Below are 15,631 nucleotides of genomic sequence, written 5' to 3'. Positions count from 1 at the left end.
GATGATCCGGTACGTGCATCACGAGTTGTGGGCGTCGGCGATGATCCTCACCGGCGTCGCCGTCGGCTGGGCGGCGGCGGTCGGAACGGGCCAGAGCCCGCCGGTGCACAGCGGGGCCGTCGACGTGCTGGTGACCTTCGCGCTCGGCTTCCTCGTGCTGTCGACGGTGCTGCGGGCGTCCCGGCTCAAGCGGGTCGGCCAGGTGCGGGAGTTCGAGGCCGCGGCACTGCTGCCGGACTCCGACGGGAGCGGTCAGCGCAGCGCCCTCGCTCCCCGCATGCTCGGCCTGATGCTGCTGCCCGCCCTGTGCGTGTTCGTCCTCAGGGACATCGCCATCGTCGTGGTGCCCCTGATGATGGGTCTTGACTGGCTCGGCAAGGCGGTGGCGGGCGCCGGCTGGGAGCGGATGAAGGGCCGGCACCTGTGGCTGGCCACCGACCCGGCCGGGTCGTCGGTGCTCCGCTGCACCACCGTCAGTCCGACCCCAGGCACTCGAACCGCCACCGGTGCACCGCCCGCATGACCAACTCGCCGTCCGGCTCGGGAAGTTCGGACAGCTCGGCGTCGAGGGCCGCGTCCCACCACGGGATGTGGATGAACGGCCGGCAACTCTGACCGGCCACCGATCCGGACCAGCCCTCGGCGCTCCGCCACACCCGCGTCAGTCCGACCCAAGCGACTCGAACCGCCACCGGTGCACCGCCCGCATGACCAACTCGCCGGCCGGCTCGGGAAGTTCGGGCAGTTCGGCGTCGTGGGCCGCGTCCCACCAGGTGATGACGAGGACGCGGTCCTGTGCGGCCCTGAAGGTCTCCCGGCGCAGCGGTCGCGCCGGGAGTTCCTGCGCCCGCGCCCAGACGAGCAGTTCCTCGCCCCGCCCCTCGGCCGCCCGCGCCTCCCACATCAACGCGACCGTCACGAGTACAGGTTCCCCTTGCTGACCTCGTGCACATGATCGTGGTCATGGTCGTGCTCGTGCCCGGGCACATGCGCCTCCGTCACCGGCAGCGACGAGTCGGCGGACAGGTCCCAGCTCGACGCCGCCCGGTTGCGGGCCACCAGCTCCGCACCGAGCGCCGCCACCATCGCCCCGTTGTCGGTGCACAACTTCGGCCGCGGCACCCGCAGTTCGATCCCGGCCGCCTCGCAGCGGTGCCGGGCCAGCTCGCGCAGCCGGGAGTTGGCGGCCACACCGCCGCCGATCATCAGATGCCCGACGCCCTCGTCCTTGCAGGCCCGTACGGCCTTGCGGGTCAGCACGTCGACGACCGCCTCCTGGAAGGAGGCCGCCACGTCCCGCACCGGCACCTCCTCGCCCGCCGCCCGCTTGGCCTCGATCCAGCGGGCCACGGCCGTCTTAAGCCCGGAGAAGGAGAAGTCGTACGCCGGGTCGCGCGGACCGGTCAGCCCGCGCGGGAACGGGATCGCCGACGGGTCGCCCTCGCGCGCGTACCGGTCGATGACCGGGCCGCCGGGGAAGCCGAGGTTCAGCACCCGCGCGATCTTGTCGAAGGCCTCGCCGGCCGCGTCGTCGATGGTCGCGCCCAGGGGACGTACGTCCGAAGTGATGTCCGTGGACAGCAGCAGCGAGCTGTGCCCGCCGGACACCAGGAGCGCCATCGTCGGCTCTGGCAGTGCGCCGTGCTCCAACTGGTCCACGCAGATGTGGGAGGCGAGGTGGTTGACGCCGTAGAGCGGCTTGCCCAGCGCGTACGCATACGCCTTCGCCGCCGACACGCCGACCAGCAGCGCACCGGCAAGACCCGGACCGGCGGTGACCGCGATGCCGTCCAGGTCCCTCGCGCTCACCCCCGCCTCCTTCAGCGCGCGGTCGATCGTCGGCACCATCGCCTCCAGGTGGGCGCGCGAGGCGACCTCGGGGACGACGCCGCCGAAGCGGGCGTGCTCGTCGACACTGGACGCGACGGCGTCGGCCAGCAGAGTGGTGCCGCGGACGATGCCGACGCCGGTCTCGTCGCAGGAGGTCTCAATCCCCAGGACCAGGGGTTCGTCAGCCATGGATCTCGGTTTCTCGTTCGGAGGTCGGTCCGGCGGCGGAGCCGCTGTCGGATTGCGTGGTCAGACGCATCACCAGGGCGTCCACATTGCCCGGCTGGTAGTAGCCGCGCCTGAAGCCGATGGCCTCGAAGCCGAAGCGCTCGTAGAGCTTCTGGGCGCGGATGTTGTCGATCCGGCACTCCAGCATCACTTCGGCGCACTCGAAGGCGGTGGCGGCCCGCAGCAGCTCGGCGAGGAGCCGTCCGCCGAGCCCGGTGCCCCACTGGTCGCGAGTGACGGCGATGGTCTGGATGTCGGCGAGGTCTCCGGAGGCGGCGAGGCCCGCGTATCCGACCACCCGCCCCTCGCTGTCCTCGGCGACGACATAGCGGCGGGTCGCCTCGGGGCCGCGGGAGTGGGCGAGTTCCGACCAGAACATGCCGCGGGACCAGGCGTCCTCGGGGAAGAGGTCCTTCTCCAGTCCGAGTACGCGGTCGATGTCCCACCAGCGCATCTCGCGCAGTCGAGAGGTCATGGGTTCGGTCACTTGGGGGTGACCACCTTGTAGTTCTTGGGGACCTGGGCGTCCGGGCGGCGCAGGTACAGCGGCCGGGCCTCGGGCAGTTCCTCGCCCTTGGCCAGCCGCTCGGCGGCCAGACTCGCGAGCGCGGCGGCCGACACGTGCTCCGGCTCGTGCACGTTCGGGAAGGTGTCCGGGTACAGCAGCGCGCCCGCACCCACTGCGGGCAGCCCGGCCACCCGGTCGGCGATGTCGGCGGGCCGGTCGACGGCGGGGTCGGTCAGCCGGGTCCGGGAGTCGGCGTAGCGCGCCCAGTAGACCTCCTTGCGCCGGGCGTCGGTCGCCACGACGAAGGGGCCCTTCTCGATGTCGGCCGCGTACGCCAGACCGTCGAGCGTGCACACTCCGTGCACGGGGACACCGAGCGCGAGCCCGAAGGTGTCCGCTGTCATCAGGCCGACGCGCAGCCCGGTGTAGGGGCCGGGCCCGATGCCGACGACGATGCCGGTGACGGCGTCGAGCCTGAGGCCGGCCTCGGCGAGCACTCGGTCGACGGCCGGCAGCAGCAGCTCACCGTGCCGGCGCGCGTCCACCTGGCTCGAGGAGGCGATGACGTCCGAGCCGTCGTGCAGGGCGACGGTCACGGCTGGGGTTGCGGTATCCAGAGCGAGCAAGAGCACGCAAACAGCCTACGGCTCTCGGGGCCCGTGTCGGACGCCCCGTCGTCCGCCCGGACCGCGGTGCAGGCGGGGCGTCCGACACGGCCCCCACCTCGGGCATCGCCGCCCCGGTCAGGCGTGTGCGGGCTGCTACGGTCGCCGAAAAGCACGACGTTCGAGGCGAATGGGGCAGGTGGCGACCGTGGCGAGGAGCAGCTCCGGATTCGTGTTCGGGCTCACCGTGGCCGCCCTGGCCACCGTCGGCCTCCTCGGCTACCGGGCCTCCGTGACCGCACCGGCCGGCTTCGGCAAGCCGCAGGCGAGTGCCTCACCCGCGGCGGCCGTCCCGGGGGCGCCCGGCGCCCAGCACAACCCCGGCCTGCCGCCCGCCGCGTCCGGCGCCGGGGAGCGCGTCGTCTACTCGGTGGGCTTTGACCGGGTCTGGCTGGTCGACGCGCGCAACCGGGTCCTGCGCAGCTTCGCGGTCGCCCCGGGCAACGTCGACCCGGCGCCCGGCGTCTACGGGGTCACCTCCCGCTCGAACTCCGCCATCGGCACCGACGGGACCGCCGTCGAGCACGTCGTGCGTTTCACCAGCGTGGAAGGCATCGCCGTCGGCTTCAGCGCGGCGGTCCGCACCTCGTCGGCGCCGCCCGACCCGGCGGTGCGCACGGGCGGGATCCGCGAGTCCCGCAAGGACGGCGCCGCGCTGTGGGAGTTCGCGACGATCGGCGCGCAGATCGCCGTGATCCCCTGAGACAGCGCCCTGAAGAGGCGCGGGGGCTGTGCCGGCGGAGCTCAGGCGGCTTCCCGGTGCCGGGCCGGTGACCCTGACACCTCGGGGTCCGGCAGCCGCGGCGGGGTCGAGACCGCGTCCGCCGCGGCACACGACGCCAGTAGTTCGCGCATGGACACACCGGCTACGACGGCGTACGGCTTCTGCTGCTGCGCGTTGCTCTCGGTGGCCGGCATGGACGCCTCCTGAGGACCCGGGGGCGGGCGTAGTTAGGTAGACCTAACTACGAACTGGGTACCATGTGACCACGCACAAGACACCGAATGCAATATCTTGCCGACGTCTTGTCGGAACGTTCACGGAATTGTGCGGCGGCCGTGCGGCCATCAGGCGGACAGCACGCTCAGGTCCACCGTCGACCACCGCTCCCCGAGCCCGGTCACGGTCACGTGCCGGACTTCGTCCGTCTCCGGGGGTCCGGGGGTCGCCCCCCGGGAAGACACAGTTCCCACGGCCCGGTGGATGACGACGTGCAGCCGGTCGTCGGTCAGCTCCTCGACCTTGCCCTCACCCCACTCCACCACGATCACCGACTCGGGCAGCGAGACGTCGAGGTCGAGGTCCTCCATCTCGTCGAGCCCCCCGCCCAGGCGGTACGCGTCGACGTGCACGAGCGGCGGACCGTCGCCCAGCGACGGATGCACGCGGGCGATCACGAAGGTCGGCGAGGTGACCGCGCCCCGGACGCCGAGCCCTTCACCCAGCCCGCGGGTGAGCGTCGTCTTGCCCGCGCCGAGCTCCCCGTTGAGCATCACGAGGTCGCCGGCGCGCAGCAGCTTGGCGAGACGGCGACCCAGGTCCCTCATCTGCTCGGGGGCCGTGACGGTGATCTCCACAGAAGGCACGGAGGGGGACACGGAGGCCTCGGTCTCAGCCGGGTTGTGCGGTGCTGCTGGTGCTTCCATAGCCACCCACGGTAGCTCCTGCCGGCACGGCACCCGCGCGGGTGAGCAGGTCGGCCAGCCGGTCGGTGACGACTTCCGGGTGCTCCAGCATCACCAGGTGCCCGGCGTCCGGGACCAGCACCAGTTCGGCGTCCGGCAGCAGGTCGGCGATCGCCTCGCTGTGCTCGCTGGGGGTGACGAGATCGCCGATCCCGGCCAGCACCAGCACCGGCAGGTCCGCGAAGTGCACCAGCGCCTCGGTCTTGTCGTGCTCCGTGAACGCCGGGTAGAACTCGGCGACCACGTCGATCGGCGTGCCCTCGATCATCCGCTCGGCGAACCGCGCGACGGCCGGGTCCACGTCCCGCGAGGCGAACGAGTACCGCTTGATGATCCCGGCGAACAGGTCGGCGGTCGCCCGCCGCCCCTTCTCCACCAGTGCGGCCTGCTGCCCCAGCGCCTTCAGCACCCCGGGGAGCACCCGCCGCACCGCGTTGACGCCCGCGACCGGCAGCCCGAAGTTGACCTCGCCGAGCCGCCCGGACGACGTACCGACGAAGGCGACGGCGACCACCCGGTCACGGATCAGCTCGGGATACTGGTCGGCCAGCGCCATCACGGTCATGCCGCCCATGGAGTGCCCGACGAGCACGATGGGCCCGTCCGGTGCGGCGGCGTCGATGACAGCCTTCAGATCGCGCCCCAGCTGGTCGATGCTGGCCGGCACGCCGTCCTGCACCTGCTGCACGCCCCGCCCGGACCGCCCGTGGCTGCGCTGGTCCCAGTGCACGGTCCGTACGACGCCGCGCAGGGCCGCCCGCTGGAAGTGCCAGGAGTCCTGGCTGAGGCAGTAGCCGTGGCTGAAGACGACGGTGACGGGAGCGGGCGCCTTCCGCCCGAACAGCCGCCGGCGGCGCGGGCCGAGCGCGGGCACGGCGTCGGGGTCGACGTCGTCGACCTCGTAGTACAGCTCGGTGCCGTCGTCGGCCGTCGCCTTGCCGGGCGTGCCGCGCAGCGCCCCGTACGGTCCGGTGGAGTCGAGCGCGAGCCGCGCCTTCTTCCGCATCCCGCGGCCGACGGTGAGCCGCTCTATGGCGACGCCGGCCGCCGCGCCCGCGGCAACCACGCCTATCGCGGCGCCCGCGATGCCGGTCGCCCTGCGCCAGTTCCCGGCCGCCCCCGTGGCGGAGGCGAGTGCTGCGACGGCCTCCGCACTGCTCTCGCTCACGTACCGCTCCTCTTCGCCGGATCACTACTGCTGTTCGCTGGGTCGGGTGATGCAGGTGTTGCTTGCGTTACTCGTGTTGCCTGTTTGATACCGCTGTTGATCGACTGCCCGATGTTGCTCGGCTTACGGCTACTGCATTTCTGCCGGTCCGTGGACTGTCGGGCCTCTGTGCGGCTACCCGCTTTGTTGCTCATTCACGTAGACGCGGGGAACGCGCGTTCCGATCCGCGTGACGATCTCGTACGCGATGGTGCCCGCGGCCTGCGCCCAGTCCTCGGCGGTGGGCTCGCCGCGGTCGCCGGGTCCGAAGAGCACCGCTTCGGTCCCGACCGCGGGCTCGTCCCCGCCGAGATCGACGACGAACTGGTCCATCGCGACCCGACCCGCGACGGTCCGCCACTTGCCGCCGACCAGCACCGGACCGGTCCCGGAGGCGTGCCGCGGAACGCCGTCGGCGTATCCGACGGGCACGAGTCCGAGGGTCGTGGCGCCGGGGGTGACGTAGTGATGCCCGTAACTGACGCCGTGACCCCCCGGAACGTGCTTCACGAGCGCGATGGACGCCGACAGTGTCATCACCGGACGCAGCCCGAAGTCGGCGGGGCTGCCCATCTCGGGGCTCGGCGAGATGCCGTAGAGGGCGATCCCGGTGCGTACGAGGTCGAAGTGGGCCTCGGGAAGGATGAGCGTGGCGGGCGAGTTGGCGATGTGCCGCACCTCGGGGCGCACGCCCCGGCCCTCGGCGTACGCGAGCATCTCGCGGAAGCGGGTGAGCTGGAGGTCGATGGAGGGGTGCCCGGGTTCGTCGGCGCACGCGAAGTGCGACCAGAGCCCGGTGATGCGGACGGTCCCTTCCGTCTCGGCGCGCAGGGCGGCCGCGACCAGCTCCGCCCAGTCCTCCCCCGGCTGACAGCCGTTACGCCCCAGCCCGGTGTCGGCCTTGAGCTGCACGCGCGCGGGAATGCCCGCCGCCCGGGCGGCCGCGGTGACCTCGTCCAGGGCCCACATCCCGCTCACCGACACGTCGATGTCGGCCTCGACGGCCTCCTGCCAGGGCCCGCCCGGCGTCCACAGCCAGCACATGATGCGTCCGGGCAGCCCGGCCGCCCGCAGCGCGAGCGCCTCCTCGGGCGTGGCGGTCCCCAGCCATGCGGCCCCCGCCGCCACGGCGGCCCGGGCGCACGGCACGGCCCCGTGGCCGTACGCGTCGGACTTGACCACGGCCATGAGGGCAGCGCCCGGCGCGAGGGCGCGCAGGGTCCGCACGTTGGCACGCAGGGCGGCCAGGTCGATCTCGGCGCGGGCGCGCAGGGGCGCGGTCGGGGCAGCTGCTGTCTCAGTCATGGCGCACCCAGTGTCTCAGAGGGGTCCGACACCCCCGCGGCACCGGCCCCCGTGCACGCGCCTACTTCCCGGGCCGGTGTCCCCACACATACACACGGTCGCCCTTCTTCAGCACGTGCCACAGCTTTCGGGCGTCCTTCACGCGCAGATTGATGCATCCCCACGAGCCGAGGGTGGTGTAAATGCTGTCGTGCACGCCATGGAAGGCCTGCCCGCCGCTGAAGAACTGGGCATAGGGCATGGGTGCGTCGTAGAGCGTCGACCAGTGTTTCTTGTGCTTCCAGTAGATCTTGTGCCACCCGACCCGGGTGGCATGCCCGACCCGCCCACTGCGCATCGGGACGGGCCCGTAGACCACCTTGCTGCCCTTCTGCACCCAGGTCAGTTGCCGGTCGAGATCGATACACGCGACCCGGTGTTTCCGCTCGGGGCACTTCCCCCGGGCGTTCGGATCCTCTTTCGCGGAAATGAGCTGCATGGTGGCCCAGGTGACGGGCCCGGCGAACCCGATCGCGGCCTTGATCCCGTGCTTCTCCTGAAAATCCCGGATGGCCCGGCAGTCGGCGGCCGACTGCTTCCCGTCCACCTTCAGCTTCAGCCACTTCTCGACCGCCCGCTGATGGGGCCCGGTCCGCCTGCTGCACTTCACCTTCCCTGCGGCGTCCTCGCGCGGCACGACCTCGACGAGGCCCCCGGCCTCGACGGCATCGTCGTCGTCGGCGGGCCGGTGGACCGAGCTCGGCCTCGACGTCGGATGCGCAGGCGCGGGGGAGGCGGAGGCGGCGCCGACGGGGAGGACGGTGACGGCGGCGAGCACCACCCCGACACCTTGGCAGGCGATATGCGCAATATGTCTACTGATCATGCAATCAGAGAAACGTGCAGAGCCGTCAGGCCGGGGGCGGCGCGCGGCGGGTTCACCCTTTCCGACGAGCGCAGCCCGGGCGGTGGCTCGCACCCCGGCCTACCCTGAGAACCGGAGGTGGTGGAGATGCTGGCAGACACACCACTCAACGCCGTCATCCCGGCGACCGACCTCGAAAGAGCCAAGCACTTCTACGGCGACACGCTCGGCCTCAAGCTCATCGACGACCGGCAGGACACCGCGCTCTTCGAGTCCGGCGGTGCCCGGTTCATCCTCTACGCGACACCGAGCGGCGGCCGGGCCGCCCATACCCTGGCCGGCTGGACCGTCGGCGACCTCGACACGGAGATGACGGAACTGCGCGGCCGCGGCGTGACCTTCGAGGAGTACGACCTGCCCGGCCTGAAGACGGTCGACGGCGTGGCGGAGGGCGCAGGCATGCGCGGCGCCTGGTTCAAGGACAGCGAGGGGAACATCCTCAGCGTGGTGCAGGACCTCCGGTAGGGCTCACACCGAGGGACCGGGCCTGGGTTGCGGGCCTGGTCCGGTCAGTCCCGCACGTCCCGCCACGCGCCCGGGATCGCCTCGGCCACGTCATGGGCACCCGCCGGCGCCCCGTCGGCCGCGAACCGCCCGGCCAGTCCGTGCAGGTACGCCGCCGCGCTCCCCGCGTCCAGGGCGGAGAGCCCGGACGCCAGCAGCGACCCGGCGAGCCCCGACAGCACATCCCCACTGCCCGCGGTGGCGAGCCAGGGCGTCCCGGTCGCATTGACCCGTACGACCCCGCCACCCGAATCGGCGACGAGCGTGGTCGACCCCTTGAGCAGCACGGTCGCCCCGTACCGCGAGGCGAGCTCGCGCGCCGAGGCCAGCCGCGCCCCCTCGACCTCCTCGCGCGCCACACCGAGCAGCGCGGCGGCCTCCCCGGCATGCGGGGTCATGAGCGTCGGGGCGCTACGAGCCCGTACGGCATCCCGGTCGGCGAGCCGCAGCCCGTCCGCGTCGATCAGCACGGGCACATCCGCTTCCAGCACTTCGGCCACGGTCGAGGCATCGTCCCCGGCCCCCGGCCCGACGACCCAGGCCTGCACCCGTCCGGCCTTCGCGGGCCCCTGATCCGATACGAGCGTCTCCGGGAACCGCGAGACGACGGCGTCCCCCGCGGGCCCGACATACCGCACGGCTCCCGCGCCACCCCGCAGCGCCCCGGACACGGCGAGGACAGCGGCCCCCGGGTACCGCGCGGACCCGGCGGCGATCCCCACGACCCCCCGCCGGTACTTGTCACTCTCGGCACCCGGCACGGGCAGCAGCCGCGCCACGTCCACGTGCTGCAGGGCCTCCAGCTCCGGCTCGGCGGGCAGTACGTCCCCGAGCCCGATGTCGACGAGCCGTACCGAACCGGCGTACTCCCGCGCGGGATCGATCAGCAGCCCGGGCTTGTGCGTCCCGAACGTGACGGTGAGATCGGCCCGAACGGCGGCACCGCGCACCTCCCCCGTATCGGCGTCGACGCCACTGGGCAGATCCACGGCGACGACGGCGGCACCGGACTCGGCGACAGCGGCGGCCAACTGCGCGGCGTCGGGCCGGAGTCCACCCTTGCCGCCGATCCCCACGATCCCGTCGACGACGAGATCGGCCCGGAGGATCGCCTCTTCTGCAGGGTTGATGCCGGCGGAGGCAGCGGGGCCGGCGGCCGCCCCCGCCTCGACGACACGCCCTCCGGCCCGCAACAGGGCGGCAAGCCCTCCGGCATGGGCCCGCTCGGGCGCGAGCAGCACGGCGGCGACCGCCGCCCCCCGCCGCGCGAGCCGCGCACCGGCATACAACGCATCCCCGCCGTTGTCCCCGCTCCCGACGAGCAGCACGACCCGGCTGGCGTAGACGCGAACGATCAGATCGGCACAAGCGGCGGCGAGCCCGGCGGCGGCGCGCTGCATGAGCGCCCCCTCGGGAAGCCGCGCCATGAGCTCCCGCTCGGCGGTCCTTACCGTCTCCACGCTGTAGGCAGTACGCATGGGGTCGAGTCTGCCCTCAGCCTTCGGCGATCACCACCGCCGACGCCACCCCGGCGTCATGGCTGAGCGACACGTGCCAGGACCGCACGCCGAGTACCGCCGCCCGCGCCGCCACCGTCCCCTGCACCCGCAACCGCGGCTGCCCGCTGTCCTCGACGAAAACCTCGGCATCCGTCCAGAGCAGCCCGGCCGGCGCACCGAGCGCCTTGGCGAGGGCCTCCTTCGCGGCAAAGCGGGCGGCAAGCGAGGCAACACCCCGGCGCTCGCCGCTGGGCAGCAGCAACTCGCTCTCCAGAAACAGCCGTTCGGCCATCCCGGGCGTCCGCTTGAGCGACGCCTCGAACCGCTCGATCTCGGCTACGTCGATACCGACGCCGATGATGCTCATTCGGGCACTCTATTCCGGGGGAGCCTCCGCGCCCTCGCCGAACAGGTCGTCGGCCGTCGTGACCGTAAGGGAGCGGTCGAGCCAGAGGGCGAGAGCGTCGAGGTCGGTGCACGAGGCGATGCGCTCGCGCACATTGGCCGGTACGGCGATGCCTCGTGCTTCCAATGCGGACAGGATCCCTTCCGCCCTGACTGCGGCTCTGCCTTCGGCGTACCCGGCGGCCCACTGCTCGGCGTATCCCGGCGGCCACTTCTCGATCTTGCCCCGCAGATACGCGATCTCCCAGGGAGACAACCCGTCCCGCTTGAGGATCTCCTTGAACCTTTTGTGTAGTTCGGCCGTGGCCTTCTTGGGTGCGAGCCCAAAGGCCATGGCCGCCGCGAGCGACATGGAGATGCCTGAGATTTCCTCTTGCAGCTCCGGGCTCAGAGTCTGCTTATGGTCTTGCAGGTCCGTCAACGCTCACGCCTGTTCAGGACTGGCCCGGAGCCTCCGGGTCCTCTGCGAACAGGTCCTCGGCCGCTGTGGCTGTCAGGGAACGGTCGAACCAGAGGGTGAGGGTGTCGAGGTCAGTGCACGAGATGATGCGCTCCCTGGTGTCCTCGGGAACGGCGATGCCGTGCTTCTCCAGGACACGCAGGATCATCGAGGCCTTGCCTTCCAGGTAGGCGGTTTCGCGGACCGTCCCCCGGCCGGGGAAGTAGCTGACGAACGACATGATGTCCTTCCATTTCTCTCCGGCTGGGGTGTCCCCCAGGTTGATTTCCAGGAAGTCGAAGAAGTACCCGGCCGTCTCGGGGTCCGTTTCCTGGAGTTCTTGGAGGGCGCTGCCGATGGCGTCCAGTATGGCGCCGCACTCGGCGCTGCGGGCGTGTGCCAGGGCTGACAGCGCAGCCAGTGCGAGGTTCTTCGCCGCGGTCCGGGCGTCAGTGATCACCGGCAGGTTGTCCGGGCCGACGACCAAGCGGATACGTCCGCTGAACCGTCCAGCCGCGCGCACCGCAGTCGAAGGGACCGGCCGCCCACTTGGCGGTGGCTCTGTCCTGACAGACCACTAGAAGCAGCACGGGCAAGCTGTACTTCGCCTGGAGGTAGGCGACGTAGTACGCCCAACTCGCCTCCTTGCCGGGAACTTTCTTCGACTGGGACTCGATGGCGAGCAGGAAGTCCTCGCCATCGGACGGCCCGACGCGCAGCACGGTGTCCACACGCCGCTCCAGAGGCCGGGTCTCCGTCACGTCTGTGGTGACGGCGTCCACCGTCGCCTTCTCGGGTAACGGGACATCCAGCACCCCGAACACAGGAGAAAGGATCTCGGGCCGCTCCTGAAAGATCCGATGCATGCCCTCGTGAGTCGATGTGACCATGTGCGCAACCTAGGTGGATCAAGGGATGGATTGTCCGGGCGATCGCGATGCGTTCACCCTTTCGAGGGGCGAGAAAACGTTCACGCGGCCGCGGTCAGTTGGCACCACACGTACTTGCCTCGGTTGCCGTTCCGAGCCTGCGGCTGCCAACCCCACAGGTCAGCGCAGGCCCTGACCAGCGCCAGCCCGCGCCCCTCCTCCAGCTCGTCGGGCCGTTCGAAGCACCCCGGGGGTTCGGGCGGTTCGGGATCGGCATCCCACGCCCCGATCCACAGCGCACCCGCCGACCAGCGCACCCGCAGGGCGACGGGCCCCTTGGTATGGCGTACGGCATTCGAGACCAACTCCGCCGTGAGCAGCTCGGCCACATCGACCAGGCCGATCAGTCCATGCACGGTCAGGATCAGGCGGAGGGTGCGGCGACTGACGGTGACGGCTCTGAGGTCGTTCGGGATGGAGAGGGAGTACTCCCAGGGTTCGGGATCGTTTTCGGGCATGCGTCAACTCCGGTTCGGTGGTGGGGGATTGGCGGCGGTGGCATCGTCGCAACCGGCATGGCGGGACGGAGCGGTGCACTTCCGCAGCGTGTGCGTTGCATCACCGACAGTATGGGGTACACGTAACCCCTAGCAAGCGGGTCGCGTAATCTGCCCCCGAACGAGAAGGAGCAACTGATGGTCCAGAGGCGGGAACCGACTGCGCGTCAGATGCGGCTAGGGGTTGAGCTGCGCAGACTCCGCGAGGCGGCAGGCCTCAACGCCCTCGAAGCGGCAGCGCTGGTTGGGGTGAATCGCGTCAAGATCAGCCAGATCGAAACCGGCGCCGTCGGCGTGAGTGAGCAGCGACTGCGCCGCCTCGCGTCTCACTACGCCTGCACGGACGAAGAGTTCATTGACGCCCTGATCGGGATGGCCACGGACCGGACACGGGGCTGGTGGGAGGAGTACCGAGGCCTGCTGCCCACGTCGTTCCTGGACCTCGCCGAACTGGAGCACTACGCCGCATTCATGCGCGAGGTAGCAATCCTGTACGTTCCGGGCCTGCTGCAGACGGCGGACTACGCCCGCGGCGTTTTCTCCGCTCGGGTACCTGAACTCACCCACGAGGAACTTGAGTTGCGCCTGCGCCACCGAATGCAACGCCAGCAGTTCACCATCCCCTACGAGTTGGTGATCCACGAGTGCGCCCTGCGCATCAGGGTCAGCGACCGAGCCGCCGCCCGCGCTCAACTCACAAAACTCGTGGAACTCTCCGAAACCGACAACATCACCGTGCGCGTCATCCCGTTCGATCTGGACGGTTTCGGCCGAGCAGCCAGCACCATGACGTACGTCGGTGGCCCCCTCCCCAAACTGGACACCGTCGTGCGCGACGTACCCCACGGCTCGGCCTTCATCGACTCCGAAGCACAGCTCGGCGTCTTTCGAACGCGCTTCCGTAAAGTAGAAGCTGTATCACTCGAACCCGAACGTTCACGTGACTTCATCTACCGGCTGGCGAAGGAGCTGTGAGGCATTCCATGGACAACTGGCGGAAGTCTTCCTACTCAGGCCCTGACGACGGCAACGCCTGCGTGGAGATCGCAAACTCCCCCACCCACATAGCCGTCCGCGACTCAAAGACCCCGGCCAGGGCAACCCTCACCTTCCCGGCCGGAGCCTTCTCCGCCTTCCTCGACGGCGTGAAGAACTACTCCACCGTCACCGACTTCGCCAGGTTCCGCGGCTGATCCACCTCATTGCCGCGAGCCGTCGCCAACTCGCACGCGAACACCTGCAACGGCACGGTGGCCACCAGCGGCTGCAGCAACGTCGGCGTCGCAGGGATCCGTACGAGATGGTCGGCGTACGGCACCACCGCGTCGTCCCCCTCCTCCGCGATCACGATCGTCCGCGCCCCTCGCGCCCGGATCTCCTGAATGTTGGACACGATCTTGTCGTGGAGAACGGACCGCCCCCGGGGCGAGGGCACGACCACCACCACCGGCATGTCGTCCTCGATCAACGCGATCGGCCCATGCTTCAACTCCCCGGCGGCAAACCCCTCGGCATGCATGTAAGCGAGCTCCTTCAACTTCAGAGCCCCTTCCAGCGCCACCGGATACCCCACATGCCGCCCCAGGAACAGCACCGTGTCCTTGCCGGCGAGCGACCGCGCAAGCTCCCGTACCGGCTCCATGGTCTCCAGCACCCGCTCGACCTCACCGGAGATCTGCGACAGATCCCGGATGACGGCCCCGATCTCGTCGCCCCACTTGGTGCCCCGCACCTGCCCCAAATACAGGGCTACGAGATAACACGCCACCAACTGCGTCAGGAACGCCTTGGTCGAGGCGACGGCCACCTCCGGCCCCGCATGCGTATACAGCACCGCATCCGATTCCCTCGGAATCGTCGACCCATTGGTGTTGCAGATGGCCAGCACCTTGGAGCCCTGCTCCCGCGCATGCCGTAGCGCCATCAGCGTGTCCATGGTCTCGCCGGACTGGGAGATGGCGATGACGAGAGACCGTGCACCGAGGATCGGATCCCGGTACCGGAACTCACTCGCGAGCTCGACCTCGCAGGGAATCCGCGTCCAGTGCTCGATGGCGTACTTGGCGATGAGCCCCGCATGGAAAGCCGTACCGCAGGCGACGATGACGACCTTGTCGACTTCCCTCAACTCGGCGGCGCTGATGCGCACTTCGTCCAGCGTCAGCGAACCACCGGCGTCGATGCGACCCAGCAACGTATCGGCGACTGCCTTCGGCTGCTCGGCGATCTCCTTGAGCATGAAGTAGTCATAGCCGCCCTTTTCCGCGGCGGAGGCGTCCCAGTCGACGTGGTACGAGCGCACGTCACCCGGAGCCCCGTCGAACCCGGTCACCACCACCCCGTCACGCCGCAACTCGATGACCTGGTCCTGCCCCAGCTCGATCGCCGACCGCGTATGGGCGATGAATGCGGCGACATCCGACGCCAGGAACGCCTCACCCTCCCCCACACCCACCACGAGCGGGGAGTTCCGCCGAGCCCCCACGACCACATCCGGCTCATCGGCATGCACCGCAACCAAGGTGAACGCCCCCTCCAGCCGCCGGCAGACGAGCCGCATGGCCTCCGCCAGATCGGCACAGGACGAGTACTCCTCGGCGAGCAGATGAGCGACCACCTCGGTGTCCGTCTCGGAGGCGAGGTCATGCCCCCGCTCCTCCAACTCGGCCCGCAGCACAGCAAAGTTCTCGATGATCCCGTTGTGAACCACCGCGACCCGCCCCGCATTGTCCAGATGCGGATGCGCATTCGCGTCCGTCGGCCCGCCATGTGTGGCCCACCGCGTGTGCCCGATCCCCGTCGAGCCCGTCGGCAGCGGCCGCTCCACCAGCTCCTTCTCCAGGTTCACCAGCTTCCCGGCCTTCTTCGCTGCTGCCAGCCCGCCATCCGCGAGCACCGCGACGCCCGCCGAGTCGTACCCCCGGTACTCCAGCCGCTTCAGTCCGGCCATCACGACATCGAGCGCCGACTGCGACCCCACGTATCCCACGATTCCGCACATGCCCGGCAGCCTACGATCCGACGG

Annotated in this window: 19 protein-coding genes and 1 pseudogene; 5 read left to right on the top strand and 15 right to left on the bottom strand. The window is 70.3% G+C overall.

Annotated features, from left to right (window positions below; genetic code table 11):
- Positions 1–13 precede the first annotated feature (13 nt).
- A complete protein-coding gene (locus tag EDD92_RS28480) occupies positions 14–523 on the top strand; it encodes a hypothetical protein (protein WP_123966977.1) in 510 nt (169 codons plus the stop codon).
- 138 nt (positions 524–661) lie between these two features.
- Here EDD92_RS28480 and EDD92_RS28475 read toward each other — a convergent pair whose 3' ends face one another.
- From EDD92_RS28475 to tsaB, 4 genes are read right to left on the bottom strand one after another with little or no spacing between them, the layout of a single operon-like run.
- Positions 662–919, bottom strand: coding sequence for a hypothetical protein (locus EDD92_RS28475; protein ID WP_123966976.1), 258 nt, complete (start codon positions 917–919; stop codon positions 662–664).
- Positions 916–2,019 (bottom strand): tRNA (adenosine(37)-N6)-threonylcarbamoyltransferase complex transferase subunit TsaD, encoded by a 1,104-nt coding sequence (gene tsaD / locus EDD92_RS28470; RefSeq protein ID WP_123966975.1) that lies wholly within the window; start codon positions 2,017–2,019, stop codon positions 916–918. The genes EDD92_RS28475 and tsaD overlap by 4 nt, the downstream gene beginning before the upstream one ends.
- Positions 2,012–2,533, bottom strand: coding sequence for a ribosomal protein S18-alanine N-acetyltransferase (rimI, locus tag EDD92_RS28465; RefSeq protein ID WP_185124447.1), 522 nt, complete (start codon positions 2,531–2,533; stop codon positions 2,012–2,014). The genes tsaD and rimI overlap by 8 nt, the downstream gene beginning before the upstream one ends.
- 8 nt (positions 2,534–2,541) lie before the next feature.
- Entirely contained in the window at positions 2,542–3,198 is a 657-nt protein-coding gene (tsaB, locus tag EDD92_RS28460; protein WP_123966974.1) for a tRNA (adenosine(37)-N6)-threonylcarbamoyltransferase complex dimerization subunit type 1 TsaB, read from the bottom strand.
- A gap of 181 nt (positions 3,199–3,379) precedes the next feature.
- Here tsaB and EDD92_RS28455 point away from each other — a divergent pair, with 181 nt between their 5' ends.
- Complete coding sequence (locus EDD92_RS28455) at positions 3,380–3,934, top strand: hypothetical protein (protein ID WP_123966973.1); 555 nt, start codon at positions 3,380–3,382, stop codon at positions 3,932–3,934.
- Between the two features lie 41 nt (positions 3,935–3,975).
- Here the strand turns inward: EDD92_RS28455 and EDD92_RS49995 are convergent, their stop codons facing one another.
- The 5 genes from EDD92_RS49995 to EDD92_RS28435 form a co-directional block, all read right to left on the bottom strand.
- Entirely contained in the window at positions 3,976–4,149 is a 174-nt protein-coding gene (locus EDD92_RS49995; RefSeq protein ID WP_185124147.1) for a hypothetical protein, read from the bottom strand.
- A 150-nt stretch (positions 4,150–4,299) separates the two neighbouring features.
- Positions 4,300–4,878 (bottom strand): tRNA (adenosine(37)-N6)-threonylcarbamoyltransferase complex ATPase subunit type 1 TsaE, encoded by a 579-nt coding sequence (gene tsaE / locus EDD92_RS28450; protein ID WP_123966972.1) that lies wholly within the window; start codon positions 4,876–4,878, stop codon positions 4,300–4,302.
- Positions 4,844–6,085, bottom strand: coding sequence for an alpha/beta fold hydrolase (locus tag EDD92_RS28445; RefSeq protein WP_123966971.1), 1,242 nt, complete (start codon positions 6,083–6,085; stop codon positions 4,844–4,846). The genes tsaE and EDD92_RS28445 overlap by 35 nt, the downstream gene beginning before the upstream one ends.
- 174 nt (positions 6,086–6,259) lie before the next feature.
- A complete protein-coding gene (gene alr / locus EDD92_RS28440) occupies positions 6,260–7,429 on the bottom strand; it encodes an alanine racemase (protein ID WP_123966970.1) in 1,170 nt (389 codons plus the stop codon).
- Positions 7,430–7,490: 61 nt separating this feature from the next.
- A complete protein-coding gene (locus tag EDD92_RS28435) occupies positions 7,491–8,294 on the bottom strand; it encodes a L,D-transpeptidase (RefSeq protein ID WP_123970585.1) in 804 nt (267 codons plus the stop codon).
- A gap of 126 nt (positions 8,295–8,420) precedes the next feature.
- Between EDD92_RS28435 and EDD92_RS28430 the strand changes: the two genes are divergently transcribed.
- Complete coding sequence (locus EDD92_RS28430) at positions 8,421–8,798, top strand: VOC family protein (protein ID WP_123966969.1); 378 nt, start codon at positions 8,421–8,423, stop codon at positions 8,796–8,798.
- A gap of 44 nt (positions 8,799–8,842) precedes the next feature.
- Here the strand turns inward: EDD92_RS28430 and EDD92_RS28425 are convergent, their stop codons facing one another.
- The 5 genes and pseudogenes from EDD92_RS28425 to EDD92_RS28405 all read right to left on the bottom strand — a co-directional run bounded on the left by EDD92_RS28425 (position 8,843) and on the right by EDD92_RS28405 (position 12,567).
- Positions 8,843–10,315, bottom strand: a complete 1,473-nt coding sequence (locus tag EDD92_RS28425) for an NAD(P)H-hydrate dehydratase (RefSeq protein ID WP_123966968.1) — start codon at positions 10,313–10,315, stop codon at positions 8,843–8,845.
- Positions 10,316–10,331: 16 nt separating this feature from the next.
- Positions 10,332–10,703, bottom strand: a complete 372-nt coding sequence (locus EDD92_RS28420) for a holo-ACP synthase (RefSeq protein ID WP_123966967.1) — start codon at positions 10,701–10,703, stop codon at positions 10,332–10,334.
- Between the two features lie 9 nt (positions 10,704–10,712).
- A complete protein-coding gene (locus EDD92_RS28415) occupies positions 10,713–11,093 on the bottom strand; it encodes a hypothetical protein (protein WP_260326803.1) in 381 nt (126 codons plus the stop codon).
- A gap of 82 nt (positions 11,094–11,175) precedes the next feature.
- Positions 11,176–12,046 (bottom strand): annotated as a pseudogene (locus tag EDD92_RS52470) (hypothetical protein).
- A 104-nt stretch (positions 12,047–12,150) separates the two neighbouring features.
- The gene (locus EDD92_RS28405; protein ID WP_123966966.1) at positions 12,151–12,567 is read right to left on the bottom strand and encodes an ATP-binding protein; all 417 of its coding nucleotides are present in this window, start codon (positions 12,565–12,567) and stop codon (positions 12,151–12,153) included.
- 177 nt (positions 12,568–12,744) lie between these two features.
- Between EDD92_RS28405 and EDD92_RS28400 the strand changes: the two genes are divergently transcribed.
- Together EDD92_RS28400 and EDD92_RS28395 are read left to right on the top strand one after the other, a co-directional pair.
- A complete protein-coding gene (locus EDD92_RS28400; protein WP_123966965.1) occupies positions 12,745–13,581 on the top strand; it encodes a helix-turn-helix transcriptional regulator in 837 nt (278 codons plus the stop codon).
- A gap of 8 nt (positions 13,582–13,589) precedes the next feature.
- Positions 13,590–13,799 (top strand): DUF397 domain-containing protein, encoded by a 210-nt coding sequence (locus EDD92_RS28395; protein WP_123966964.1) that lies wholly within the window; start codon positions 13,590–13,592, stop codon positions 13,797–13,799.
- On the opposite strand, the gene glmS is transcribed toward EDD92_RS28395, so the two are convergent.
- Complete coding sequence (gene glmS, locus EDD92_RS28390; protein ID WP_123966963.1) at positions 13,760–15,607, bottom strand: glutamine--fructose-6-phosphate transaminase (isomerizing); 1,848 nt, start codon at positions 15,605–15,607, stop codon at positions 13,760–13,762. The genes EDD92_RS28395 and glmS overlap by 40 nt on opposite strands.
- Between the last annotated feature and the right edge of the window lie 24 nt (positions 15,608–15,631).

Origin of the sequence: Streptomyces sp. TLI_185 (assembly GCF_003814765.1) — a bacterium.
Lineage (GTDB): Bacteria > Actinomycetota > Actinomycetes > Streptomycetales > Streptomycetaceae > Streptomyces.
This window is presented reverse-complemented; position numbering and strand designations above follow the sequence as displayed.